At 60.7% G+C, this 23,279-nt stretch carries 26 protein-coding genes and 1 pseudogene; 11 read left to right on the forward strand and 16 right to left on the reverse strand.

All coding sequences use genetic code 11. The annotated features are described in order from the left end of the window. Nucleotides 1-49 precede the first annotated feature (49 nt). The 9 genes and pseudogenes from MUB52_RS17700 to MUB52_RS17735 form a co-directional block, all read right to left on the reverse strand. Nucleotides 50-2,032 (reverse strand): ParB/RepB/Spo0J family partition protein, encoded by a 1,983-nt coding sequence (locus MUB52_RS17700; protein ID WP_263845515.1) that lies wholly within the window; start codon nucleotides 2,030-2,032, stop codon nucleotides 50-52. A gap of 152 nt (nucleotides 2,033-2,184) precedes the next feature. Continuing rightward, nucleotides 2,185-2,574, reverse strand: a complete 390-nt coding sequence (locus MUB52_RS24020) for a DUF3768 domain-containing protein (protein ID WP_220800903.1) — start codon at nucleotides 2,572-2,574, stop codon at nucleotides 2,185-2,187. A gap of 90 nt (nucleotides 2,575-2,664) precedes the next feature. Further along, nucleotides 2,665-2,871: pseudogene (locus MUB52_RS24025) on the reverse strand (DUF6330 family protein); the annotation flags it as partial. Nucleotides 2,872-2,894: 23 nt separating this feature from the next. Beyond that, nucleotides 2,895-3,836 carry an ArdC family protein gene (locus MUB52_RS17710; RefSeq protein ID WP_220800824.1) on the reverse strand — a complete coding sequence of 314 codons (942 nt, stop codon included), beginning with the start codon at nucleotides 3,834-3,836 and terminating at the stop codon, nucleotides 2,895-2,897. A gap of 39 nt (nucleotides 3,837-3,875) precedes the next feature. Then, nucleotides 3,876-4,361 carry a hypothetical protein gene (locus MUB52_RS17715; protein WP_220800825.1) on the reverse strand — a complete coding sequence of 162 codons (486 nt, stop codon included), beginning with the start codon at nucleotides 4,359-4,361 and terminating at the stop codon, nucleotides 3,876-3,878. A 1,061-nt stretch (nucleotides 4,362-5,422) separates the two neighbouring features. Then, entirely contained in the window at nucleotides 5,423-6,634 is a 1,212-nt protein-coding gene (repC, locus tag MUB52_RS17720; protein WP_220800826.1) for a plasmid replication protein RepC, read from the reverse strand. Nucleotides 6,635-6,848: 214 nt separating this feature from the next. Further along, nucleotides 6,849-7,781 (reverse strand): plasmid partitioning protein RepB, encoded by a 933-nt coding sequence (repB, locus tag MUB52_RS17725; protein WP_188479601.1) that lies wholly within the window; start codon nucleotides 7,779-7,781, stop codon nucleotides 6,849-6,851. Continuing rightward, complete coding sequence (gene repA, locus MUB52_RS17730) at nucleotides 7,765-8,958, reverse strand: plasmid partitioning protein RepA (protein ID WP_132998387.1); 1,194 nt, start codon at nucleotides 8,956-8,958, stop codon at nucleotides 7,765-7,767. Before repA ends, repB begins: the two co-directional genes overlap by 17 nt. A gap of 143 nt (nucleotides 8,959-9,101) precedes the next feature. Further along, on the reverse strand, nucleotides 9,102-9,986 hold the full coding sequence (locus MUB52_RS17735; protein ID WP_220800827.1) for a recombinase family protein: 885 nt from the start codon (nucleotides 9,984-9,986) through the stop codon (nucleotides 9,102-9,104). A 226-nt stretch (nucleotides 9,987-10,212) separates the two neighbouring features. Here MUB52_RS17735 and MUB52_RS17740 point away from each other — a divergent pair, with 226 nt between their 5' ends. Then, nucleotides 10,213-11,280 carry a helix-turn-helix domain-containing protein gene (locus MUB52_RS17740; RefSeq protein WP_220800828.1) on the forward strand — a complete coding sequence of 356 codons (1,068 nt, stop codon included), beginning with the start codon at nucleotides 10,213-10,215 and terminating at the stop codon, nucleotides 11,278-11,280. Nucleotides 11,281-11,350: 70 nt separating this feature from the next. On the opposite strand, the gene petA is transcribed toward MUB52_RS17740, so the two are convergent. Both petA and MUB52_RS17750 read right to left on the reverse strand, forming a co-directional pair. Continuing rightward, nucleotides 11,351-11,908 (reverse strand): ubiquinol-cytochrome c reductase iron-sulfur subunit, encoded by a 558-nt coding sequence (petA, locus tag MUB52_RS17745; protein ID WP_220800829.1) that lies wholly within the window; start codon nucleotides 11,906-11,908, stop codon nucleotides 11,351-11,353. 108 nt (nucleotides 11,909-12,016) lie between these two features. Beyond that, a complete protein-coding gene (locus MUB52_RS17750; protein WP_220800830.1) occupies nucleotides 12,017-12,541 on the reverse strand; it encodes a hypothetical protein in 525 nt (174 codons plus the stop codon). A 76-nt stretch (nucleotides 12,542-12,617) separates the two neighbouring features. Here MUB52_RS17750 and MUB52_RS17755 point away from each other — a divergent pair, with 76 nt between their 5' ends. After that, nucleotides 12,618-13,181 carry a Crp/Fnr family transcriptional regulator gene (locus MUB52_RS17755; protein ID WP_220800831.1) on the forward strand — a complete coding sequence of 188 codons (564 nt, stop codon included), beginning with the start codon at nucleotides 12,618-12,620 and terminating at the stop codon, nucleotides 13,179-13,181. Here MUB52_RS17755 and MUB52_RS17760 read toward each other — a convergent pair. The 4 genes from MUB52_RS17760 to MUB52_RS17775 are packed head-to-tail and all read right to left on the reverse strand — an operon-like array spanning nucleotide 13,178 to nucleotide 15,736. Next, the gene (locus tag MUB52_RS17760; protein WP_220800832.1) at nucleotides 13,178-13,627 is read right to left on the reverse strand and encodes a DUF411 domain-containing protein; all 450 of its coding nucleotides are present in this window, start codon (nucleotides 13,625-13,627) and stop codon (nucleotides 13,178-13,180) included. The genes MUB52_RS17755 and MUB52_RS17760 overlap by 4 nt on opposite strands. After that, the gene (locus MUB52_RS17765) at nucleotides 13,624-14,637 is read right to left on the reverse strand and encodes a cation diffusion facilitator family transporter (RefSeq protein WP_220800833.1); all 1,014 of its coding nucleotides are present in this window, start codon (nucleotides 14,635-14,637) and stop codon (nucleotides 13,624-13,626) included. The genes MUB52_RS17760 and MUB52_RS17765 overlap by 4 nt, the downstream gene beginning before the upstream one ends. 1 nt (nucleotide 14,638) lies before the next feature. After that, on the reverse strand, nucleotides 14,639-15,286 hold the full coding sequence (locus MUB52_RS17770) for a TVP38/TMEM64 family protein (protein WP_220800834.1): 648 nt from the start codon (nucleotides 15,284-15,286) through the stop codon (nucleotides 14,639-14,641). 3 nt (nucleotides 15,287-15,289) lie between these two features. Beyond that, on the reverse strand, nucleotides 15,290-15,736 hold the full coding sequence (locus MUB52_RS17775) for a DUF6010 family protein (RefSeq protein WP_404818249.1): 447 nt from the start codon (nucleotides 15,734-15,736) through the stop codon (nucleotides 15,290-15,292). Between the two features lie 185 nt (nucleotides 15,737-15,921). On the opposite strand from MUB52_RS17775, the gene MUB52_RS17780 reads away from it, so the two are divergent. The 9 genes from MUB52_RS17780 (at nucleotide 15,922) to MUB52_RS17820 (ending at nucleotide 23,067) form a co-directional block, all read left to right on the forward strand. Next, nucleotides 15,922-16,650: a response regulator gene (locus tag MUB52_RS17780; protein ID WP_220800835.1), complete on the forward strand. Its 729-nt coding sequence runs from the start codon at nucleotides 15,922-15,924 to the stop codon at nucleotides 16,648-16,650. A 5-nt stretch (nucleotides 16,651-16,655) separates the two neighbouring features. Then, on the forward strand, nucleotides 16,656-18,101 hold the full coding sequence (locus MUB52_RS17785) for an ATP-binding protein (RefSeq protein ID WP_259650579.1): 1,446 nt from the start codon (nucleotides 16,656-16,658) through the stop codon (nucleotides 18,099-18,101). A gap of 121 nt (nucleotides 18,102-18,222) precedes the next feature. Further along, the gene (locus MUB52_RS17790) at nucleotides 18,223-18,792 is read left to right on the forward strand and encodes a L,D-transpeptidase (RefSeq protein ID WP_220800836.1); all 570 of its coding nucleotides are present in this window, start codon (nucleotides 18,223-18,225) and stop codon (nucleotides 18,790-18,792) included. Nucleotides 18,793-18,917: 125 nt separating this feature from the next. After that, nucleotides 18,918-19,232, forward strand: a complete 315-nt coding sequence (locus MUB52_RS17795; RefSeq protein WP_259650590.1) for a c-type cytochrome — start codon at nucleotides 18,918-18,920, stop codon at nucleotides 19,230-19,232. A 26-nt stretch (nucleotides 19,233-19,258) separates the two neighbouring features. After that, nucleotides 19,259-19,603, forward strand: a complete 345-nt coding sequence (locus MUB52_RS17800; RefSeq protein WP_220800838.1) for a copper resistance CopC family protein — start codon at nucleotides 19,259-19,261, stop codon at nucleotides 19,601-19,603. A 3-nt stretch (nucleotides 19,604-19,606) separates the two neighbouring features. After that, entirely contained in the window at nucleotides 19,607-20,473 is an 867-nt protein-coding gene (locus tag MUB52_RS17805; RefSeq protein ID WP_220800839.1) for a copper resistance D family protein, read from the forward strand. Then, nucleotides 20,470-21,855, forward strand: coding sequence for a multicopper oxidase family protein (locus MUB52_RS17810; protein ID WP_220800840.1), 1,386 nt, complete (start codon nucleotides 20,470-20,472; stop codon nucleotides 21,853-21,855). Before MUB52_RS17805 ends, MUB52_RS17810 begins: the two co-directional genes overlap by 4 nt. Further along, entirely contained in the window at nucleotides 21,852-22,328 is a 477-nt protein-coding gene (locus MUB52_RS17815) for a c-type cytochrome (RefSeq protein ID WP_220800841.1), read from the forward strand. The genes MUB52_RS17810 and MUB52_RS17815 overlap by 4 nt, the downstream gene beginning before the upstream one ends. A gap of 10 nt (nucleotides 22,329-22,338) precedes the next feature. Then, nucleotides 22,339-23,067 (forward strand): DsbA family protein, encoded by a 729-nt coding sequence (locus MUB52_RS17820; protein WP_263845517.1) that lies wholly within the window; start codon nucleotides 22,339-22,341, stop codon nucleotides 23,065-23,067. Here MUB52_RS17820 and MUB52_RS17825 read toward each other — a convergent pair. Beyond that, on the reverse strand, nucleotides 23,054-23,254 hold the full coding sequence (locus tag MUB52_RS17825) for a heavy-metal-associated domain-containing protein (protein WP_220800843.1): 201 nt from the start codon (nucleotides 23,252-23,254) through the stop codon (nucleotides 23,054-23,056). The two genes, MUB52_RS17820 and MUB52_RS17825, sit on opposite strands and share 14 nt — an antisense overlap. Between the last annotated feature and the right edge of the window lie 25 nt (nucleotides 23,255-23,279).

The raw sequence follows: 23,279 nt of genomic DNA on the forward strand, positions 1-23,279 counted from the left end.
GGGTCGACCCGCGCGGGTGGCATGATCCACGCGCGGGTCGCGTGAGGACTCAGGCCGCTTGCGCGACCTCGCCGTCAGGTTCCGGGGTTTCCGTGATCGGCGCCGTCTCATCACAGGCGCCACCGGCGGTCTGCATCATGGGCGGGCACCAGGCGGCCACGGCAGCGCGCTGCGCGTCCGTGAGTGTGGCGAAGGGTTCGGCGAAGAGCTTGTCGCAGAAGGCGACGATTTCCTTCTTGCTCGACGAGGCCAGCGTCACTGCCTCCTGGGCGAGACCCAGATCCTCGCCCAGAATCTTCAGGAGCCAGGCCTTGTTGAAGCGATTGAACAGCGCCGCATTCGGCGTCCAGTGGGCGCGGATGTCAGGCATGATCTCGATCTCGAACGCATGCATCAGGCTGTCGCGCTGGCGGTCCCGCGCGAAGCAGGACTGCGTCGTGCTGGCCGTCGCATAGGCGACGAGCTTGGCCTTCTCGCCCGGCTTCAGCGCGCGAAACGCCGCGAACTGATCGGCGGGAGACCGGGTGTCATCAAGCCACGAGAGATCAAGCGCATCATGCGCCGCCGCCACCTGCTCGAGCGAGGTCTCGTCGATCTCGTCCATCTTGGCGTGGCTGCGGTATCCCTTGCGGGCATCGATCTTGATCGCCTGCGTGACACTCATTCCACTGGCCAGAACATCACTGACCAGCTTGAAGAGCGTGAGATCGAGCGTGGCCTCAGGATGAAGCGCCATCGCGGCGCCGAGGGCCATGGCCCGCTCGGTCTTGAGGTCCTCTGCCAGCGAGGCTGGATAAGTGATTTCTCCGGCGTCCGGGGCCTCCTCTCCCGTCGGGTTAGCCGAGGAGCCGCGTGCGCCCTCCTCTTTGACGGTGTCCTCGGGGCGGACGAGGCCAACATGGAGCGTGACCTGCCCACCCTGCCACGACGCGATCACCCCGGACCGCGCGAGGTCTTCGGCGCTGTAGGCCTCCTGCAGATCGCGCGCTTCCTCTTCCAAGGCGTCCACGCGCTCGTAAAGGGCATTGTAGGCACCGTCCTCGAGCCCCTCGTCCTCCATCTCGAGCTGCAGTTTCTCGAGCTCGGCGGTGATCTCATCGATGCGCTTCTGGGCGGTCTCGTCGGGCTCGATCGGGCCGGGATAGACGCGGCCGTAGTCGGCCATGGCCGCGTAATCGTAGCGGACCATCACATCGGCCCAGGCAAAGCCCAGCCTCATACGGGCGTCCTCGGCAGCGGCACCGAGCTTCTCGAGCAGGATGGTCTCGACCAGAGCCGCATCCTCAAGCACGGAATGCTCATCCAACAGATCGGCTGCGACGGCGCCGCCGCGGGCCTCGTAGTCTTCGCGCACGAAAGCCCCGATATCGTCGCTGACCTGCACCCCGCGGGATTTGAGGGCCTGACGGACAGTATAGGCCTGAAGATAGCCGCCGTCTTTCGTGAGCGCCTCGAAGACCTCGCGCTGCGCCTCCTGGCTTGGATGCTCAGCAAAGGCCTTCATCGTGTCGAGCGTGATCGTCTTGGCCCTAGCCGCGGCGCGGATGTCGGGGTGGATCAGACCGTAGCGCAACCGGCCTTTCACGGCGGCGACCGTGGTGCCAAAGGTTTTTGCGATCGTCTCGGGCGTCTGGCCGTCGACCTCCATCATCCGCGCAAAGGCCTCGAATTCGTCGATGGCGTTCATCGGGGCTTGCGTGATGTTCTCGGCGAGCGACAAGACCGTGGTGACATCGCAATCCTCGGGCACGAGGCGGCAGTCGACCTTGGTTTTCGCGGTGAACCCCTTGGCTGCCTTGTCGGCGACCAGCTCCTTCAGCGCGGCATGGCGTCGGCCACCGGCGAGGACGGCATATTTGCCGTCAAGCTTCTGGACCAAGAGCGGCTGAAGCAGGCCCAGCACAGCGATGCTGGCTTTCAGATGCGCGATGTTTTCGAGGTCATAAGTTTGAGGTGAGTTGCTGCGCACATTCGCGGGATGCGGGACCAGATCACCGATGGCGACGGTGAGAGGGGCAAAGCTTGTGGTCATGGGATATCCTTCCAGGTGGGTGAGATGCGGCCCGCGCGCTTGCGCGTGACCAATCCCCGGCTTCAGGGATCACCACGACAAAAGGCCCACTCTCCCTTTGAGGGTCAGTGGGCCTTCATTGCCTAGGGTTACAGGAGGGGGTGTCCCCTGCCCTACCAGTCGCGCGCCAGCATGATGGTCAGCACGCGCATGGTGGAGGCAGGATTGTCCGGGGTCTCAGCCCCGTAGCGGAAGTCCGAATCTGCCTCATAGAGATCTATTTTCCAGAACGCGGTCTCGCCCCGGATCTCGACCGCGCCAAAATCGTGCCAGCCTTCCGGGTCATTCTCAGGCTCGAATGTGGCAAACTCACCGGTGGCCTTCACCACCTCGGCCATGAAGCCATCACCGGCCTCCATGAGCGCGCGGGTGACATGCATCCGGCCCTGGATGGGCTGCGCGGGCGGCACTCCGAGGCATGCGAGCTTGCGAAACGCGTCGTTCTGCGCCGCGATCACACTCGGATCCGGCCGGTCTGGCTGGGGTTGAACGATCATGGACATGGGGATCTCCTTTGAGAAGTTGAAACACCCTTCCCAAAGCCCGCTTTTCCTTTTCCGCTTGGCGGATGAATTGAGGTCTAAGGCGCTTTGCCCGAAAAGCCCTCTGGCTCTGTGGTTCGGGTTGGGGATGGTTTCGATCCAGCCACCCTGTTCCTTGATGCTCTCGAGCGCTGCCGAGAGCGGATAAGCGCCCTCGGCAGCGCTCCACCAATAGGCACCGCGCTTGAAGGTGATGATCTTGCGGCGGCCGTCTTCGAAGCAGGCCACCCGCAGCGTCTTGGGTTCCTTACGTGACATGGGTGTCTCCGTTCTCCGTGCGGTCAGGCGGCCTCGGCACTGCGACCTGCCCTGCCCACCTCCGATCTGGCGATCAGATAATCACAGGCGCGCTGCGCATCTGCGGCGTGCCGGAAGATCGCGCCCTTGTCCGACCGAAGGACCCGCAACCAGTTGTGCAGGTAGGCGGCATTCATCTCGAGCGTATGCGCCGTGAAGCCGAGCGTCTGACCCAGGAACACCGAGGTCAATTCCGCGACGATCTCCTCGCGCGCATAGGACGTGTTGCCAAACTTCGAGAACCCGAAATCACGGTTCAGTCGATGGGGGGCCTTCGTGGCATGGGCCAGCTCATGGGCCCAGACCCCGTAGAAATTGCGCGGGTCCTGGAACCGCGTGATGGATGGCATGTAAACCTTGTCCACGGGCGGCAAATAGTACGCCTCCGTGCCCGTGAAGACGGTCATGATGTCGATGGCATCGAAAAACGCCTGCATGTGCAGGATCGGCTCGGAGGGCGGATGCTCGGGCGCTGGCTCCGGGTCGGGGAAGAAGCTCTCGGGCAGACCCTCGATCTGGCAGGCATTGAACACGCGGTAGGATTTCTGGAAGCGGAATAAACGGGCTTCCTCGGAGCGATCATCCCCGTCGCTGCGGTCATGCTCATCGCCGCCCGCGTCTTTCCGGCTTTGACCGTAATAAACGACGACAGAGGACTTTTCGCCCTTGCGGACCTTGGCATCCAACGCATTGGCCTGCGGCAGCGTCATCCAGAAAGGTGAGCTGTGGCCCGCCATCACGGTCCGCATTGTCAGCAGGAAGTTGTTCACTCCCTGGTAGGGTTCTCCGCCCACGCGCAGGGGACGAGAGCTGCCACCTGCGGTCCAGGGCTTGCGCCACGGCAGGACGCCGCGCTCGATGATGCGGATGATTTCGTTCGTGATGACCTCGGAGGCATCAAATTTGGGCGTGCGGGATCGGGCCATGTCTGGCCTCCTTTCGTGTGTGGGTGAGAAGTTTGGGGATCAGATTGACCGACGGGGTCGCGGATCATTGAGAATCCTCGCACCGAGCTTTTCGACCATGTCGATGTAGGTGCTCAGCGAGACAGACTTGCCGGCACCCGAATGGCCAGGGTCGACCGATCCGTCACGCGTCACGCGCGGCAGGTTCGCGAAGGCGATGACATCCGTGTCGTGTCGGATATCGATGAACGGGGTTCCTCGTGCGACCGCAAGTGCGGCCAAGGGAAAGCGCTCGATCGGCGCAAAGGTCGACACGGTAGTCCAGCCGAGATGGAGGAACGTCCCACCCTCCCCGCAGATCACGTGCGCGTTTGGCAGAGTCGCAGCCTGCCTGAGATAGCCGAGATCGCGGAGAACGGCTTTCCGCTCGAGCCGCCGGGCCAGCTCCGTCTCGCCGGTTCGGCGCAGTTCTCTAAGCCGCCACCAGGAGGCAGCGGTTGCGCGCAACACGCGCAAGACACCTGTTTGCATGGGAATGCCCTTCATCAGAAACGGCAGACTGGAACCCGGCCCGGACCCATCCGAGGGACCCCAAGGGCCCTCATCCGTCAGTCACAAAACCCGAAGGACACTTTCACTTTCTGCGGGCAGTAAGCAGAAACAGACCGGAAACCCCGACATATCCGCCAATAACTGCGATCCTATCCAGCAAGTCCGGATCGCCCCCCCGGATCGGCAAGTAATATCGGTGAATGTAGCCAATACATTCGTTTGTTTCTTATTATTATCAATGGCTTATATGATATCATGGATTTTGCGAGGCTTGCGTCCTCAGGCACATCAAGAACTTCGCATAGGCCGGCCAGTTCGAACCAAGCAAAATCACGACACCGCTGCGCACGTGTCCGCGGATCGCTATGACAGTTGGGCGTTGTCAGGACGCACTGCAACGGGCGGCGCGTATGAGCTCAGACAAGACACAGCGCCGTTCGCGCGAATTGATCGAGGTATTCAACAAGCTTAAGCCCTGGTTCAGATTGGAACCGCGTACCGTGGTTCGGTCGGTTTATGTAGGGCACCTTATGAGTCTAACCTGACTGCATCACAGAAATGAACTTGCTCCCAATATCCGGATTGGCGGTGAAGGCTATGAGTTGATCCAGCGTCACCTCATCCTCAGCATCAAGACCTAGTAGGGCAGGGACTGCAGAGGTTTATTTAATGCGATGCTCGACCTGCTGTGGTGAACCGAAGGCGCAGCCGCGGTATTCCGCGCGCTCAAGCCCTGCAGTGGACCCCAGTTTACGATATCTCCAGACCATCCTTCCAGCGATGTTCCGACTTTGATGCGCCAGACGTTGGGCTGGCTCTGCACACGCTTGTCAAAGGGGTTGTCCCACGATTGGAACAGGGTGGCTTTCTGAGCCGCCTTGATCATCAGATGTTCTCCACGACAGCCGCCGACACCCATTTTCCCAATCTGTCTCACCGGTGTCCAAAAAACCTCCAGTCCTTGATCTGCTAAAAAGTACTTGGCGGTCAGACCAGACTTAACAGCTGTTAAGTCACATCAGAGCGGCCCACTTTCACCGGACACTTAACAGCTGTTAAGCCGCGCTCCGTCGGCCGATCAGCGCCATGACCATCGGCCCGCAGGAGAACTCGCCCGCCGCTGCCTTCGATGTCAGCGCGCGGAGATATCCACCCGGCGATCTGATGTCGGCAAAGCGTTCCAGCATGGCAACGACAACGATCGACGCCTGCTCGGGCCCCATGAACCGCTGCGCTTCTTCCCAGGCGGACGCACTGATGCCCATTGCTGGCCGCACATGGCAGGCAGCGTCGAAAAGTTGGTGCCAGTGCCGAACATCCCCTTGGTAGAAAGTTTTGAGCGAAGGACAGGCCGCAATCACCAGATGAAGTGGGATCCTGGGCACCCGCTGTGTGTCCGGCCCTTCAACGTCAGCCAAAGGCTCATCGTTATCCTTCTCTGGAACATCGGCCGCCGCCCCGCCTTTTTCTAAGGCAGGTTCAAGATCTATAGATTCTTTATTTGAATTATGATGGTGACGCTCGAAACGGGCATCACTGGTGTTCATTTCTTCTGTTTCAGGGCCATCAATAGCGTCGCGTGCCTGGTCAAGAAGAGCTTCTAGGTTCGCGCGACGGGCTGCGAGATCCTCGAGTGGAAGCTTGCGGCGAAGGGCCCGGGCCGTGAGGACGGCCGTATCGCGAAGCTGATCCCAGAGCCCAAGCCCAGGCTGAACTTCTTCACCAAACTCCGCCAAGGCTGCGAGATCGCGCCGCATGAGGCTCACAACCTCTCTCAGACGCCTGACACGCTCCTCAGCCTCACGCACGGCCTCTGCGGCTCGCGCGACCTCTTCTGCCCGGCAGTAAAGCGGGGAGAGATCGAAGCCGAAGGCCACGCGTTCTTCGCCATGCTTGCGGACGTAACGTTTGCCGTTGGGGCTGTCGCGCCGCACAAGCAAGCCAGCTTCTACCAAACGCGCGAGGTGGCGCCGCATCGTCGAGCAGGGCATACCGTTCAGCCGCTCGCAAATGGCCTTGTTGGACGGGAAGACGACCATTTCAGCGTTCCCGCCAAGCTTGTCGTCTGGAAAGAAGCTGAGAAGCCCCTGAAGAACGGTCAGATCGCGCTCGGAAATCCCAAAGGCGGCCTGGGCCTTGGACAGCTCGCGGAGGAGCTCCCACTTGTTGACGGGCTTGCCCGGAACAGACGCCTCGGGCCGCTCGACCACACGCAGATGAGCGTGCGAGATCGACCGCATAAACGGTGAAATCGGTGTGTACTCCATGATGTCATTCACGAAGGCAAAATTTTACTGGGCCCGCGAATCGCTTTGCGCTTGCGGGATAGGGGCCAGAACGCTACATTCAGAGGTGCGAAAACTGAAGTTTTGTAGCGGGCTGGTCCCGTGCGAAACCTAAGAAAGGTCTCGTGAAGTTAGCTTCTCGGGGCCTTTTTCTTTTTTGCCTGTATCGTGCCTCCTTTTTGTTTGTTGCTCTTCCTCAGTCTTCCGAACGCTTCCAGCGCTCGTGAAGCTCGGTAAGCAGCTGTGGGGCATTGCCTTCCAACCAGCTGACAAAATCGCTGTCCTCGGCCTTCAGCTCGAGTTTGAGTTGTTTGCCACGACGTCCAGTCGTAACTGTCGCCGCCCCAACGCCCGGAATGACCGTGGCGGGTCGCCCACGCGGGCGAGGTGCGGATTCGGAGTTATCGGGCTTTCCGGCTGCGGAAAGGGCCGCCAAAAATGCCTGATCGGACTTCTCATCAATGCCGCCAGGGAATGCGCTCTTTGCCTCACTGGCCAAGGCAGCGAGCAGTTCGCGATCAGCCTCTGAAGTTCCGATCAGCTTCTTCAGCTCTTCCCATCGTGGCCGCCCGATACCTGGCGCGGCACCGATGGCCAGTACCAGTTCTTCTCCAACGGTACGGACCACGCTCAACAACTGAGACACCCCGGCCTCGGTCAGATTGAGAACCTCGGCGACACCTTTGTTGGTCCGTTCAGAAGGGCTCAGATGATCACCTTCGAGCAAGGCGGAGGCCACGAGCGCACGTTCAATGAAGCTTAGATCACGCCGCTCCTGGTTCTCCAAAAGCTGATCGCGAAGGGCCTGATCACCCTCCATCTCGGTGACGATGGCGCGGACCTTGATGCCAAGTTCTCTGCAAGCTTCCAGCCGACGACGGCCATAGATCAGGCTGTATCGGTCATCTTCAAGCGGACGGACAAGAATCGGAACTCGCTGGCCATTTTTAGAGATCGACGCCTTGAGACCCTCGATCTCAATTTGCAGACGGTCGTCTAGCCGTCCAGCTGTCTCGATATGGCCAGGATCAATTTCAAACACACCACCGCGTAGCCGGCGCCCCTCAAGAGCGTCGGGAGCATTGCGAAGTGTCTGCAGGGGCAGACCCAATTTAGGCTTTCTTGCCATTGCGTCCCCACGTGTTCTGGATGATCGCAGCGATCTCGTCGTTTACGGCGTTCATGGACTCGATCGCGCGATCAAAAGTCTGGCGCGTGAAGTCCTTCTTGTCAGCCTCGTAGAGCGTCTGCTTCGTCAGCCCTGCATCAGAGATAGCCGTCGACTCGACCATGTGGTTGGTCAGGACTGACCTGCCGAACAGACCCCGGATGAAGGCAATCACCTCGGTCTGTGGGGCGTCGCCCACCTTGTATCGGGTTGGCAAAAAACGCAGCCAGTCGAAGCGGAGGTTTGCGCCGGCATCTCGGATGACGCCAAGCAGATCGGCGGTCATGCGCAGGAACTGCGACATGGACATCAGATCGAGCATCTGCGGGTGAACGGTTACAAGCACCCCAGAGGATGCGGAGAGGGCGGACATGGTAAGGAAGCCAAGTTGCGGCGGGCAGTCGATGACAACGACATCATAGTCCGCTTCGACACTGTCGAGCGCGTCACGTACACGGGCGAAGAAGGCGCGGGCGCCACCGCGCTGGATGGCGGCGGGTGTTTCGTGCTCGAATTCCATGAGTTCGAGGTTGCCCGGAATAAGATCAAGACCGCGGATGTAGGTCTTGCGGATCACATCTGAGATCGGGACCGGTTCATCGTAGCGAACCGCGTCATACAGTGTGCCACCCTCCATCAGGTCCAGCTCGGGCTGGATACCATGCAGCGCAGAGAGAGATGCCTGCGGATCCAGATCGATCGCAAGGACACGATATCCCTTGAGAGCCAAGCGCTGTGCAAGGTGAGCCGATGTTGTCGTTTTTCCGCTTCCGCCCTTGAAGTTCACAACAGAGACGATTTGAAGCTCGTCACCGGCACGGCGACCCGGAACGTAGGTTCCAGGCTTCTTCGCGTTTTTCTCAAGGGCATGGCGAATCTCCCAGATATCATCGAGGGTATATCGCCTGTGGCTGCCAGCGGTGGTTTCGACGTCAGCGATCTTTCCTTCTCGATGAAGCTTGCGAAGGTAGGTATGATCAACGCCAAGCAACTCTGCGGCTTCACCGCTGGTCAAGGTGCGCATGACCTTTTTGGCGTCTGGGGGAAAGTGGGCGGCACGTTGCGCATGAAGGTTCGACGCGAGAAGCTCTGCGTACTGCCCGATGGCAATGTCTAGGTCCTGCTCAGCTTCGCTCATGTATGCCTCGATCCGTGGGCGCGTTTTTTATGTGATTGCGCGGTATTTTTCGAGACTATTGCCCGAGCGATGAGATTCGCGCAAGCTCTTTCTAGATTTAGTGTAGCTGATCGCAGCAGGCACAAGAGCCGAGGCCGCTGAATTCAATCCAGCAGACCCAACCTTTCAGCCCGTTCCAGCAGCATCTTCACCGAAGACGGCTGCCAGCTTGTCCTCCCACGGGGCGTGCGTTCGCGCATCGCCTCCAGGCGGCTGCAGATCGCCTGAAGCGTGATGTCGGGATCCGCGCCCTTGATGGCCGCGACGATTGCGGGCAGGCGGTCGTCCGTTTCGCGGCGCCCGGCGCGGGTTAGCACCTCGGCAGGCAGGAAGCCGTCCCGGACATAGACGTTGACGGCGCGCAGCAGGCGGCTTTGCGTCCAGTGTCGGTCGTGGGGCAGGGGGCCGTTAACGACGCGCAGCACGTCCTCCCAAGCCATATCGGGGCGCAAGCGGCGCACGTGGGGCACCCAGTCCTGCGCCGTCTGGTTCAACCGCTCCATGTAGCCGTCCTGTCGGGCCAGCCGGACCTTGCGAAGAGCGGCTGGGTCTTTGGCCCGGAGCCCAGGGTTTCCGCCCACGCGGCCTTTTGTTCGGGCACTGGCGAGGCCGGCCTTCGTGCGTTCCCGGATCAGGGCGCGCTCGAACTCGGCCGCAGCGCCCAGAACCTGCAGCGTGAACTTGCCTTGCGGGGATCCGGTGTCGATCGGGTCCTGAATAGAACGGAAGAACGCACCCTTGGCCTCGAGCCGCTCGATCACCTCCAGCAGATGCGACAACGACCGCGCCAGGCGGTCGATCCGCACGACAACGAGCGTGTCGCCCTTGCCGATGCGTTCCAACACCCGCGCAAGCACCGGCCGCGCACGATTGCCGCCCGAGGCTTGCTCCTCAAATATCTCGACGCAACCTGCAGTCTTCAGAGCCTCTGACTGGGGCAGGGGGGTCTGATCCTCGGTTGATACGCGGGCATAACCTATCGGCGGCATCAAAACAGGCCGTTTGCAGTTTCATATACCGCCAATAAACGACCGTTTGTAAACGAATGCAAGTAGGTGCTCTCTCGTCGCACTCGTCTAAAAACCCTTGGTTTCCTTGCGCTGTGGGCGATCTGAGAGGTTCCACCTGCAGTCGCGTGCGCATACTATATAAAGAGTAAAGGCAGCCGCCACAAAATCACTTGGGTAATGTGCAAAAGAACAGTATTTTGCACATATGAAGCCCCAAGCATCCGCTTTGACTGATGATTTCGATGACCCCCTCATCACCACCGAGGAGGATGAAGAAGCTCACGAAGAGGATCTCTGGTTTCTGCCGGGACCACTCGATGAAGAACCAGATGATTTGCCTCCTGGGCCACGGGCAGAACCGCCCGACACTGCGGTCATCGAAGACTGGGCAAAGGCAGAAAGCGTTCACGCTGCGCGACTGGCACGGGTTGCCGGACGTCTGGGTGCTCTGGATGACCGGCTGCTGCGCGGCCCCAAAGGCTGGCGGCATCGCCTCGCTTTGATCGAGGCAGCGAACCTCAGCTGGGTCGCAGGGGATAGGGTGAGTTCTGATCGTCTGGCGCTCTGGATATCGATGCGGCTATCAGGTGCACAGGATGACCCAAATGCCCTAGCAAGAGTTGGATGGGCTGTTCGGCGCCTGACAGGCGGTCCCGGACCGAAGGCTGACTTGGCCGCCTTCTTGGATCGCCGGGATCCCGAGAACATTGAAGGCAGCGCTGAGCGTTTCGAAGATCGCGCGGGCGGATGGTTGGACGTAATGGCGGCAGCAATCCAACTCCACCCAATCACGCGGGCTTGCATGGGCTTTCATCTCTGGAGCCTGGCCGGCCTCGGACAGCACAGCCATCAGATAGAAGCCGCCGTCACCGCGTCCAGGTTCGCGGCCAGCGATGGAAGCGGCGTCATCTTCGCGCCGCTCGCCATGGGCGGGGCAGGGGGGCTGCGTGTGTCGGGTTTGCCAGCCGAACGCTTGGTACGCTGGTTGGATGGGATGAACAGCGCAATTCTGGCGGCGATGCGAACGCTTGATGATATTGAAGCGTGGAACGGGCGGGCAGAAAACGTCATGGAGCAACTATCTGGTCGGACGCCAGCCGCCTTGCGAAAGGTTCTTACGGAGTGGCCTCTGGTCTCCGCCCCAATGGCTGAGGCCATGACCAGAGCGAGTCGCTCCGCTGTTCAGCGAAATCTGGCGTGGATGGAAGAAAGCGGTTTGATCCGCGAGGTGACTGGGCACGGGCGATATCGTATGTGGTGCATTGCTGACTAAGCTTATCGGCAACCATTTGAATTATGCTCTGAATTCAGGCGGTAAGTGTACGGTCAGCCATTGAAGTGCGTTACCCGAGCGTCAGCACCATGTTGTCGGACAAGGCCAGAGGTGGAATGTGCAGGTTCTCCGGCGCAGGCCCTTTGCGAATACGACCCGCGGTATCGTAGTGCGACCCGTGGCAGGGACAGAACCATCCTCCAAAATCGCCCGCGCCATCGCCAAGCGGGACACATCCCAAATGCGTGCAGACACCGATCATCACCAGATAGGCGTCATGGCCCGGAATGGCGCGGTTCTCATCCCGCGCTGCGGCCTCGCCAGGAAGGTTGGGATTGCGCGCATCGGTGTCTGGCAACGCGGAGACCGCCTGTTCACGCGCTTGGGCCAACTCCGCTTGCGTCCGGTGGCGGATGAAGACGGGTTTTCCGCGCCAATTGACGGTCAGTTGCGTGCCTTCTGCGAGCCCGGAGATATCCACCGAGATTGTCGCCAGGGCGCGCACATCCGCCGAAGGGTTCATCTGATTGATCAGCGGCCAGAGCGCCGCACCGGAGGCGACGACGCCCGCGCCAGCAGTGGCATAATATAGGAAATCCCTGCGTTCAGTGTCGTCGGTGGCATCCATAGCACAGCGAGTGTGCAACCTTCCCGCCCCGGAACGTCAACGCGGGTTTTGTAATGTTTTGTCTGCAACCCGGGGGCTGGCGGAGGGAAACTGTGGCGGATCTTCAGCTCAATGGTGGGGCGGTTCGCCTTTTGCCATCATGAGGTGATGCTCCTGGTGATGCGCGCCGATGGTCATCAGCCCGAAGAACCCAAGACCCTGTATCTGGTCGGAATCGCCATCGACGAGGAGGGCAACACCATCCCCGAGATCCTCTGTCGTGACCTCCCAACCCGTCTCGGATGCAAGGAACGGCGCATGGGCAGGCACCATGGTGCGAATGGCTTCGAGAACGCGCGGTGCTCCGCGGATTTCGAACCGGATACCGGCGGGCCGCACACTGCGGGTAACCTCGGCCTCCATCGTCACAAGCTCCATGTCCACGAGATGTCGCCTCAGAGCCGCGATATCGACATTTGCCCAATCGGTGTCCGGATCGGCGCGCAGGAGCGCCACGATCTCGGCCATGGCGGCAAAGGCCGATTGCCCGGTTTCCTGCGGACCCGGCATCGCATGCCCGGTTGCGGAATGGCTGTGCTGGGCCGCGACGGGTCCAGACAATGACAGGGCAAGCAGGAGAGCAACAAGGCGCATGGGGGGATCCTTTTGAACGGCACGATACCCGTTTTTCGTAGCACGCAGGCCTGCTCTGGAATATGATTTCAATCATATGCTGCCAGAGCCCTACGACCTTCTCCCGACAACTGCGCGTCAGTCGCAAACCATTGCGACTGGCGACGTGCTCTTTCGACAGGGTGCAAGGACCCTTGGCCTCTATGTGCTGAAGACCGGGCGCGTGCATCTCGAGCGGGTTGGTCCGAATGGCGAGCGGCTCATCATTCACCGGGCGACATCCGGGACCAGCTTTGCCGAAGCCTCGGTCTTTTCGGAGCGCTATCATTGCGATGCCATCGTGATGGATGCAGGTGCGTTGATCCGGATCGACAAATCCGCGGTTCTCGCCGGCTTTGCGAACCCGGACTTTGCGCGGACCTATGGACGCCAGGCGGCCCAACAGGTTCAGGCGCACCGGCAGATCATGGAAATTGTCGGCATCCGACGCGCCGAGGATCGGGTGATGGCGGGGATCGTCGCGGGTCTTCTGGAGGGCACCGTCGTCGACTTTGCCGCGCGCCTCCAGCTGACGCATGAGGCGACCTACCGTGCGCTGCGGGCGCTTGTCGAAGCGGGTCGGGTCAACAACCCATCCCGCGGAACCTACCGATTGGCCTAGCTGTGACTGGCAAAGACCGATGTCGCGCCATCGGGCCCGACAAGCAGCGTATCAAACGTATCGCCGGCACCGGGACCGCCCATGCCAGGGGAACTCATCGGCATACCCGGCACGCTCAGCCCGCGCGCCGCCGGTTGCTCTGAGAGAAGCCGGGCGATGTCTTCTGCCGGCACATGGCCCTCAATGAAGTAATCGCCCACCACGGCGGTGTGGCACCCGGCCAGTTCCGGCGCGATCTGAAGCCCATTTTTCAGCGCATAGAGGGCGTCCTGATCGACATCCTGGGCCTCGACCTGAAACCCGGCCTGCCGGACATGATCGACCCAGGCCGTGCAGCATCCGCAGGTCGCGGTTTTGACAACCTTGATGATGGGCCCGGCATCGGCCGTGGCCGAAAGCGCGATTGTGGCGGCAGCGCCGGTCAGCAGAAAGCTACGTCGTTTCATATGTCGTTTCCTTTTGAATTGTGTTCGAGATTAGCATCCGGAGCGGCACTGTCGAGGTGATCGCGGTGCACGGGTGGTGCATGAAGCTCTGCCTGCGGCCCTATCGATTGCGTGACGTCCAAATCGTCCGCGTGGCGCTCGTCGAGGCAATCGGTTTCAAGCTGCAGGGTCACCATGTGAAACCGGTGATGCTTGGTCAGGTGCATATAGGCGGTCTCAAGGATGCGCGCGGCATCGGCAGGTTCTGCATGGCGCAGATGGGCCGAGAAGGCATGCTTGCCGCTGGTCAGGGTCCAGGCGTGGACATGGTGGACATCGAGAACGCCGTCCTGCGCGCGCAGATCAGCGGTCACGGCCGAGAGATCAGTATCCGCCGGGGTGCCTTCCAACAGAATATGCACTGCCTCGCGGATAACTCCGATCGAGGCCCAGAGGAGCACGACCCCGAAGGCCATACCAAGGATCGGGTCGATCGCCAGAAATCCAGTGAACTCGATGACAAGCGCGGTCACGATGATCAGCAGGCTGCCGACGAAGGTCTGGATGATGTGCCAGAGGGCCCCGCGGGCGTTCAGATCATCCTGGCTGGATTTCCACATCAGGCCGAGCGAGATCACCTCGGTGACCAAGCCACCGAAGGCCACCCAGAGCATCGGTCCCGTGGGCAGATGGATCGGATTTCCCAGTCGCATCGCCCCCATCCAGATCACCAGAAGCGCCATGCCGAGAAGAAAGCCGCCATTCACCAGCGCGCCAATGATCTCTGCGCGATACCACCCGTAACTGCGCGCCATATCCGCCGGGCGGCGCGCGATCCGCTGCGCGATGATGGCGACGAGCACGCCCCCGACGGCGGACAACGTGTGAAACGCATCTGACAGCACCGCGATCGAGCCGGTCCAGAGCCCGACGGCCAGTTCGATCACGAAGTAGATGCCGGTCAGCCAGGCAGATATGACCAGAGCTTCTCCCGACGACGGCATATGTCCCGCATGTGAATGAGTGGCCATGTCAGATCTCCTTCTTCGGCGTGCGGCGGTCGCGCCAGACCGCAAAGAGGACGGAAAGGGCGGTAAATGCTCCAAGCGCCAGCGCCGTCCAGGTGGCAGTTTGCACGTCCCCATTCATGGCTTCGCTGCCGAGACGGGCGAGCAAGAAGCTGGCCGGAATGATCCCCGCGAGTGTCGCCAGGGCAAACCGCCAAAGGTGCAAGACGCTCAATCCTGCAGCGTAGCTGACCATGTCGAAGGACAGGAACGGCAGAAGTCGGCTTCCGAAGACCAGAAACGTCAGTGTATTCTGTGACCCCAGAAGTCCACGTCCGATCGTCTCGCCGACATGGCGTTCCACGAAAGGGCGCCCCAGCCCGCGCGCGAGCAGAAACGCGGTAAGCGCGCCGAGCACGACGAGCAGTGTTCCGTAGGTGTGACCATAGGCGGCCCCGGCAGCCAGCGCGATCGGCGCCGAGGGCAGGGGACTGGCCACGATCGCCAGCGTCATCAGCGCCACGACCAGAAGCGGACCAAGAAGACCAGCCGCCTCGATCCAGCGCCGCAGGTCGTCGCGCTCCGGCAGATCGGCATCGAGCCCCACAAGGTCCGGACGCGCCAGGACGAGAAGTAAGAGCCCCAGAAGGACAAGAACAACGACACGCACCATGGCCTACCTCGTATAAAGCAGCACAAGAAAGGCTGCCGCCATCAGGTAAAAGACGACGCAAAACGGGATGTACCAGTGTGGGACCCGGGCAAGGCGGACCGCATTGTGATGGGCAAGATCCCATAGCGCATGGAGCGCGAGACCCAGAGGCAAGGCTGCCCAATGCCAAAGGAGACCCGCTACGGCCGCCGCCCCAAAGACGAGAGCAACCGCCAGCTCAGACCAGAACACGGAGCGACGGCCATCGGCGGCACCGAACCCGATATAGGCCCCGCCAATCAGGGCCAGTGTGACCGCTGCCAAGGCAAGCGAGTCTGCCTGTTCCAGGAGGAGGTGGGCGGGCATTGTGACCACAAAAAGCGCAAATCCGATCCAAGCGGGCGCCGCCATGGTCCGGTGCACTGATTGGGCGGGATGTTGCCCCGATATGTCTGGTCTTGCGCCTGTCATGCCCCGTCAGATGGGGCTTCCAGCAGCTGGAGGGTCAAGACATGTCAGGTCTATTGATACATATTGCGACAAACGAGGTGCGGGTCTTTCCCGAAAGAACAGTCTATTCTGGCTGTTATGGAACTCAGTCTATTAAACAGTGGGCCGATCGGCCAGACGTGCCGATGTGTGGGACCCGATCGCTGATGGCGGCATCGGCGCATATTCTGGTCGTCGATGATCATGCCGAGATCCGGCACTCCGTGACGCGCTACCTGGAGAAAAACGGGCTGCGCGCGACGGGAGCCAAAAGTGCGGGCGAGATGAATGCACGATTGAGCGAGGACAAATTCGATCTGATCGTGCTCGATATCATGATGCCGGGAGAGGACGGGCTCGCGGCCTGCGCACGGCTGCGCCGGGAGCAGCAGAAAACCCCGATTCTCATGCTGACGGCGCTCGGCGACGATGACGCTCGGATCAAGGGGCTCGACACCGGTGCCGATGACTACCTGTCTAAGCCCTTCAATCCGCGCGAGCTTCTGGCCCGGATCAACGCGATACTGCGCCGCGCGGGAGACGGATACGCACCCCATGGCGGAACATTTGCGGGCAAGCGGGCCGTATTTGCCGGGATCACATTCGATCACGACGCCAGCCATGTCATTTGCCCCGATGGCACGGTCAATACACTGACCACGGCCGAAGCAAAGTTGCTGACGGTGTTATTGGAGCGTCCCCGGGCGGTGATCGGCCGGGATGAGCTTCTGGAATTGAGCGCCGGCCGAGTCGCCGGACCATTTGACCGTACGATCGACAATCAGGTTTCGCGCCTGCGCCGGAAAATCGAACCCGATGTGCTTCGCCCCCGGATCATATCGACGGTGCGCAATGGTGGATATTGCCTGAACTGTGATGTGGAGGTCGAGGCTTGATGCGGATGGGATTCCGCTCACAGATCGCCCTTTTGGTGGTGGTGGTCCTGTTCGTGGCGCAGGTCGTGGGTCTGTGGCTTTTTGTCGATGAACGGTCGCTTGCCGTGCAGGCGGCCATCGGCAGCGAGGCAGCTGGACGCGCGGCAAACGTCGCCCGCCTGATCGAGGAGGCACCGCCGACGTTGCATGAGGATATCGTGGCCGCGGCAAACTCGCCCCTTGTACGCTTCGATCTCGGCGACACGCCTGCCGTAACGCATACCCACCATGATGAGAACGGAGCGATCGAAGCGCGGGTGCGGGCGCTTTTGAACGATGGCTACACCCGCGATATCCGGGTCGAAGTGCATGAGATTGAACAGGGGCTGTTGCCGCTGCCGAACCTCTCTCCGGAAATGGCGGAAATGCACGCCGAGATGATGCAGGGCACCCTGGCGGCCCTCGAGATGGAGGTCTCGATCGCCATTGCCGGAGGCCAATGGCTGAACGTCGCCACCCGGTTCGAGCGGCCGCCCATACAATGGTCCTGGGCCTCCACGCTGTCTTTCGTGTTGACGGCAGCCGTTTTGCTGCTGGCGATCTTCTGGTTTCTTCTGACGCGCCTAACGCGGCCCCTGAATGATCTCGCCGCGGCAGCCGAGGAGTTCGGGCGCGGTGGCGGGCAGGGACCCCTCTCGCCGGTCGGCCCAAATGAAGTGCGGAACCTGACGACAGCCTTCAATGACATGCAGACGCGCCTGGCTCGCTTTGTCACGGACAGGACGCAAATGCTGGCCGCCCTGGCTCATGACTTGAGATCGCCACTCACCGCGCTCAGGGTTCATGCCGAGATGGTGGAGGATGCGGAGACCAAGACCGGCATCACGGCCTCTCTCGACGAGATGCAGGATATGGTGGAAGCAACGCTGGCCTATGCGCGCGGTGTGGGACAGGACGAGGCCCTGCAACGGACCGAGATTGGCGCGTTCCTGACCGACATTCGGGACGCAACCCACGGTGCGTTGGACGTGCGCCCGGGACCCGAGGCAACGGTGCAGATCAAGCCCAAGGCACTGCGTCGTGCTTTGCGCAATCTCATCGACAATGCGGGGCGCTACGGGCGCAACCCGACCCTGACCTGGGGCGTCTCTGACGAGAGCATCGAGATTTTGGTCGAGGACGATGGGCCGGGGATCCCCGATGACCGGTTGCGCGATGTCTTCCAGCCCTTCCTGCGCCTTGAGGGATCGCGCTCCCGCGAAACCGGCGGCCATGGGCTGGGCCTTTCAATCGCCCGCAGCATCGTTTTGCAACACGGTGGCACGATCTCCCTGTCGAACCGCGCGGAGGGTGGACTCCGTGCGCGCATTGTTTTGCCCGTGACTGCGCATCAATCCGCGATGACACCCTCGCCCGAGTATCCCGAAGCGCGCGCCGAAACCGGATTTTCGGCTCGGACCAAAAAAGTGTAGCGCCACCGTCCAACCGGCGGGTTGATACATAACCTTACAAAATTCCGGGCCTTCCTGCGTTCCGTCGCTCACTGATCTTCGATAGAAAACAAAGTGTTCGACATGGAAACGAGGCAGAGCCATGCAGGCAAGAAATCGATCCTTTTGGTCGCGTCGTCATTTTGTCGGCGGCGTCGGCGCGGCGCTCCTGTTTGCGCCTTCGGTGCTGCGCGCAGAAACACGCGCACCGGTTCGGCGCAACGCTTCGAGCTTCAGAACCCACGATTGGCAAGACCACTTCGATCATCTGGGCAAAGGCATCATTATCGCGGACACCAATTCCCGGGCGCTTCAGCAATGGACAGCCGACGGTGAAATGTTTCTTTATCCGACATCGGTTCCAATGACGGATGAGCTGACGCGGCGGGGCTATACAGAGATCGTTTTCAAAGATCCTGAGCCGGATTGGACGCCCACGCCATCCATGCGCGAGCGCGATCCGTCCTTGCCGGCCTATATGTCGCCAGGTCCGGACAATCCGCTCGGGGTGCGGTCGCTGCATTTGACCTGGCAATATTATCGCATTCACGGGACACACGATACGCGCAAGATTGGTCGTCGTTCGTCGAGCGGCTGCATCGGCCTCTACAACGAACATATCATTGAGGTTTACAATCGGACACCGGTCGGAACGCAGGTCAAATTGATCTGATGGGGCGTTACACGATCTTATCCGTCGCCCTTGCGGTGGTTCTTGGCATTGGCTTCTGGTGGACAGGACCAACTGACGATGACGTGGCAACGACCACGGACGACGCGTCTCGCGCCAACGGACCCATGGTCGATGTCGCCTTGCCGGAAGCGCTGTCGGCCAACGCGGAGGTCGGCAAACTGGCCTACGATGCGAAATGTGCAGCCTGTCACGGCGCAAATGCGGCCGGGCAGGACGGTGTGGCGCCCCCTCTTGTGCATAAAATCTACGAACCCAGCCACCATGGGGATGCCGCCTTCCTTCTGGCGGCCAAGAATGGTGTCCGTGCGCATCATTGGCGCTTTGGGAACATGCCGCCGGTCGAAGGTGTCACCGATGGCGATGTGAAAATGATCGTGGCCTACGTGCGTGAGTTGCAACGCGCGAATGGTATAAACTGACTGAAGAAACCGACGAAGGACGATCCGTGATATACAGAGTCGCACTGACAATTCTTTTGGCGCTGACCAGCGCGCAAGCCCTCGCCCATTCTGAAAAGGAAAGCATGACGCCTGCAGACGGAGCCATTCTTGACGCCGTACCAGAGACGATTGGATTGCGCTTCAACGATGGGATGCGATTGACGAAAGTCGAAATGACCCATGCTGAGACGCACACCGAGGCTCTGGACCTCGGCACCCAATCCGGTTTTGTCAAAGAATTCTCGCTTCCTCTCACGCCCATGGGGCCGGGCATGTATCACATTGAATGGCGCGGGCTTGGTGTTGATGGGCACCCGATGAACGGTGTCTTCTCGTTTGAAGTGAAGTGAGCGGTGCCGGATATCTGGGGACAGGCTGCGGTTGCCACAAAGTTTTTGCTCTATCTCGGCGTCCTCACGAGTGCCGGGCTGATACTCTGTCGCCAAGTCTTTTCCGAGCAGTTGGCTGGGCTCGACCGTTTTCTACGCGCCTGGGCCGTCTTCTTTGCGCTTTTGGCGGCTGCAATGTCATTCCTCGGCTTTGCCGTGCGGGGCGCAGTGCTCATGGATGATGCTTCAGGCATGACTGATCTGGCGATCCTGGCGTTGCTCTGGGAAACGCCGCCCGGAGACGCCCTGCTGTTGCGGCTACTGGGCCTGGGGGCACTCCTGACCGGTGTGGTCTTGGGGGGGCGGTGGCTATGGGTCGCGCTCTTGGGCAGTTTCTTGGCAATCTGGAGTTTTTGCGAGATCGGTCATGTCGCCAGCGAAGATCGCCTGTGGTTTCAGAGCGTCTTGTTCGGTCATCTGATCGTTGCCGCATTCTGGATCGGCGTCCTTCTTCCGCTCCATAAGCTTGCGGGGTCTGCGGACACATTGCGAGTTGCTGCCGTGCTTGGACATCGCTTTGGACAGGTCGCATCTGTTGCGGTCCCACTCCTACTACTCGCTGGCGTGGTAATGACCTGGCGACTGGTGGGTTCGTTATCCGCGCTTCTCGGCACTGCCTATGGTTTGACACTTCTGGCAAAGATTGCCGTCGTGACGCTGCTTCTGGCCCTTGCCGCCATCAACAAAACACGGATTGTGCCCGCTTTGCAGAGCGGTGATCCCAAAGCTGGGCCGCACCTTGCAAGATCGATTTCTCTCGAATGGGTTTGTATCAGTGTCATCTTGCTTGCCACGGCTGTCTTCACCTCAATCCTAACGGTGCCATCATGAAACTTTCAAAACGCGATTTTCTTCGCATGAGTGCTGCCGGTTTGGCGTGCATGCCGAATTCACTGTTCGCGCAGACAGACATGCGCGCGGTGACAGCCCGGGTCGCAGATATACAGCTTTTGCCTGATGACTATGGAAAAACGCAGATCTGGGGGTTCGATGGTATCGCGCCGGGCCCGGAAATCCGGGTTACGCAAGGCGCGCGGGTACAGAGACGTATTATCAATGAGTTACCCGATCCGACATCGACCCATTGGCACGGGATCCGCATCGACAATGCGATGGACGGGGTGGCCGGTCTGACGCAGGACGCCATTCGCCCCGGGGACAGCTTTGACTACGATTTCGTTGTCCCCGACGCGGGCACATACTGGTATCACGCGCACAACCGCTCGTTCGAGCAGGTCGCACGTGGTCTTCAGGGTGCGCTGATCGTCGAAGAGCCGGAGCCGATCGATATCGACCATGAAGAAGTCCTGATCCTCGACGATTGGCGCATCGATCCGGAGACAGCACAGATTGCGGATACCTTCGGGGCGATGCATGACCTCAGCCATGCCGGGCGCCTTGGGAACTACATCACAACGAACGGCGTCTACAATCTCGCGAAGAATGTGAAACGGCATGAGCGTCTGCGTCTGCGGCTGATCAATGCGTCCAACGCCCGGATTTTCCAACTTGCGCTGGAGGGGCTCGAAGGCTGGATTGTGGCCATGGACGGGATGCCGCTGGCCGTGCCGCAACCCGTGGAAGGTTCATTCCTGCTGTCGTCGGCACAACGGGTGGACCTGATCGTCGACGTGACCGCAGAGGTCGGCAGCGCGGGCCATATCGTGCAATTGAGCCGCGATGAAAGCTTTTCTCAGGTGGCTTTCGGGGTGACAGGCAACGGTACAAGCGCGCGGCGCGGAACGCCTCAACCCTTGCCGCCGAATGCCCATGCCATGCCCGATCTGGGATCGGCAAGGGACATCGGATTGCTGATGGAAGGGGGGGCCATGGGCGGCATGCGCGGTGCCATGATGGGCGGTCGGATGTCTTCGATGCGCGACATGATGGAGACAGGAAACTTCTGGGCCTTCAATGGCGCGGTGGGTGGCATGGATGGTCCAGCACTGGCGGAGTTGTCGCGTGGCGAATCCGTTCGGCTGAAGATCACCAATGACACATCGTTTCCGCATGCCATGCATCTTCATGGCATGCATTTTCACGAGATCGCACCCGATGGCAGTCTCGGCGCGCTGCGCGACACCACGCTGCTCGACCGGGGCGAAGTGCGCGACATTGCTTTCGTGGCAGACAACCCCGGAAAATGGCTGCTGCATTGCCATATGCTGTCACACGCGGCGTCGGGCATGATGGCATGGGTCAATGTGGCATGAGAGCTATGACTGCCATCCTGGGGATTGGTGTCCTGGCGGCTCTCGGGGCGGCGGCTTATGTCTGGACCGGGTCTGCCGGTGATGTCCAAAGCGGTGTGATGCCGGAAAGCGTCGATCTCGTCGCCGGCAAGGCGCTTTATGCCGAGACCTGTGCCGCGTGCCATGGGGTCAATCTGGAAGGTCAGGACAGCTGGCGGAGTCCGGGCGAGGACGGTCGGCTGCCCGCACCACCCCATGATGAAACCGGTCACACCTGGCATCACGAAGACCAGGTTCTGTTTAACTACACGAGACTAGGAGGCCGCGAGATGATGGCGGCGCAAGGCATGGAGTTCGACAGCGGCATGCCCGGCTTCGGAGATCAACTCACCGATCAGGAAATCTGGAATGTCCTCGGGTACATTAAGTCAACCTGGCCCGAGGAAATTCAGGACATGCAAGCCGCGCGCACCAATGGCGTGCCGGTGAACTAGGAGAACGCTCATGAAGATCGCAACGGCAATGGCATTGGTTGCCACTCTGGTTACCCCACTCGCGTCTCATGCTGACGCGCTCAGCGAAGACCGGGTCAAGGAATTGGTTCTGGAGGCCATCCGCGAAAACCCGGAAATCGTCCTCGAGGCGGTTCAGATCATTGAACAGCGTGAACAGGCGCGGCAGACGGCCGCAGCGGCGAGTGTCCTCTCCGAAAACCGCGATCTCCTCGAGAACGACCCGAACGCGCCGGTTCTCGGAAATCCAGACGGCGACGTCACGGTCGTGGAGTTCTTCGATTACAACTGTCCCTATTGTCGTCGGGTGAAGCCGCATATCGAAGCGCTCTTGGACGAAGATCCCAATGTGAGGCTGGTCTATCGAGAGTGGCCGATCCTCGGAGACGGCTCTGTTTTTGCCGCGCGCGCCGCATTGGCCGCGCGAGAGCAGGGCAAATACGAGGAATTTCACTGGGCGTTGATGCGCATGCAAGGCCGGGCCGAGGAAGCATCCGTCATCCAGGTCGCGCAGGAAATTGGTTTGGATATCGCGCAGCTGCGACGGGACATGCAGGCGCCTGAGATCGATGCCCATATCGCGGCGTCAATGGAGATGAGCCGTCAGCTCGGCTTCAATGGCACCCCGTCTTTCGTGATCGGAGATGCGCTGGTTCCGGGCGTCATCGAGGCAGATCAAATGATCCGTCTCACCCAAGAGGCGCGGGCTATGAAGAAATAAGTTCAGCTGCGTATCCGGCAGTTTTGATCGCCTCGACGACAGCACTGATCGTGCACGACGTGTCCACATCGACCGTTCGCGAGTCTAGGTTCGCCCTAACGCTCGCTGAAGTGTCCAGGGCCGTGATCTCTTTGGTAATCGCTGCGGTACAATGGCCGCAGCTCATGCCCGGAACGTGAAGTCGCATGGAGCACCCTTTCTTTCACCAGATG

The organism is Roseobacter sinensis, assembly GCF_025755255.1.
Lineage (GTDB): Bacteria > Pseudomonadota > Alphaproteobacteria > Rhodobacterales > Rhodobacteraceae > Roseobacter > Roseobacter sinensis.

Bases quoted from the DNA above. Each gene is read 5' to 3' on its own strand.
- MUB52_RS17750 (WP_220800830.1), bottom strand. From the start codon at position 12,541: ATGCGCCTTGTTGCTCTCCTGCTTGCCCTGTCATTGTCTGGACCCGTC.
- MUB52_RS17760 (WP_220800832.1), bottom strand. From the start codon at position 13,627: ATGAAACGACGTAGCTTTCTGCTGACCGGCGCTGCCGCCACAATCGCG.
- MUB52_RS17790 (WP_220800836.1), top strand. From the start codon at position 18,223: ATGCAGGCAAGAAATCGATCCTTTTGGTCGCGTCGTCATTTTGTCGGC.
- MUB52_RS17775 (WP_404818249.1), bottom strand. From the start codon at position 15,736: ATGACAGGCGCAAGACCAGACATATCGGGGCAACATCCCGCCCAATCA.
- MUB52_RS17770 (WP_220800834.1), bottom strand. From the start codon at position 15,286: ATGGTGCGTGTCGTTGTTCTTGTCCTTCTGGGGCTCTTACTTCTCGTC.
- MUB52_RS17700 (WP_263845515.1), bottom strand. From the start codon at position 2,032: ATGACCACAAGCTTTGCCCCTCTCACCGTCGCCATCGGTGATCTGGTC.
- MUB52_RS24020 (WP_220800903.1), bottom strand. From the start codon at position 2,574: ATGTCCATGATCGTTCAACCCCAGCCAGACCGGCCGGATCCGAGTGTG.
- repA (WP_132998387.1), bottom strand. From the start codon at position 8,958: ATGAGCGAAGCTGAGCAGGACCTAGACATTGCCATCGGGCAGTACGCA.
- repB (WP_188479601.1), bottom strand. From the start codon at position 7,781: ATGGCAAGAAAGCCTAAATTGGGTCTGCCCCTGCAGACACTTCGCAAT.
- MUB52_RS17765 (WP_220800833.1), bottom strand. From the start codon at position 14,637: ATGGCCACTCATTCACATGCGGGACATATGCCGTCGTCGGGAGAAGCT.
- MUB52_RS17780 (WP_220800835.1), top strand. From the start codon at position 15,922: ATGGCGGCATCGGCGCATATTCTGGTCGTCGATGATCATGCCGAGATC.
- MUB52_RS17795 (WP_259650590.1), top strand. From the start codon at position 18,918: ATGGTCGATGTCGCCTTGCCGGAAGCGCTGTCGGCCAACGCGGAGGTC.
- MUB52_RS17810 (WP_220800840.1), top strand. From the start codon at position 20,470: ATGAAACTTTCAAAACGCGATTTTCTTCGCATGAGTGCTGCCGGTTTG.
- MUB52_RS17740 (WP_220800828.1), top strand. From the start codon at position 10,213: ATGAAGCCCCAAGCATCCGCTTTGACTGATGATTTCGATGACCCCCTC.
- MUB52_RS17820 (WP_263845517.1), top strand. From the start codon at position 22,339: ATGAAGATCGCAACGGCAATGGCATTGGTTGCCACTCTGGTTACCCCA.
- MUB52_RS17735 (WP_220800827.1), bottom strand. From the start codon at position 9,986: ATGCCGCCGATAGGTTATGCCCGCGTATCAACCGAGGATCAGACCCCC.
- repC (WP_220800826.1), bottom strand. From the start codon at position 6,634: ATGGAGTACACACCGATTTCACCGTTTATGCGGTCGATCTCGCACGCT.
- MUB52_RS17785 (WP_259650579.1), top strand. From the start codon at position 16,656: ATGGGATTCCGCTCACAGATCGCCCTTTTGGTGGTGGTGGTCCTGTTC.
- MUB52_RS17815 (WP_220800841.1), top strand. From the start codon at position 21,852: ATGAGAGCTATGACTGCCATCCTGGGGATTGGTGTCCTGGCGGCTCTC.
- MUB52_RS17825 (WP_220800843.1), bottom strand. From the start codon at position 23,254: ATGCGACTTCACGTTCCGGGCATGAGCTGCGGCCATTGTACCGCAGCG.
- MUB52_RS17715 (WP_220800825.1), bottom strand. From the start codon at position 4,361: ATGAAGGGCATTCCCATGCAAACAGGTGTCTTGCGCGTGTTGCGCGCA.
- MUB52_RS17710 (WP_220800824.1), bottom strand. From the start codon at position 3,836: ATGGCCCGATCCCGCACGCCCAAATTTGATGCCTCCGAGGTCATCACG.
- petA (WP_220800829.1), bottom strand. From the start codon at position 11,908: ATGGATGCCACCGACGACACTGAACGCAGGGATTTCCTATATTATGCC.
- MUB52_RS17755 (WP_220800831.1), top strand. From the start codon at position 12,618: ATGCTGCCAGAGCCCTACGACCTTCTCCCGACAACTGCGCGTCAGTCG.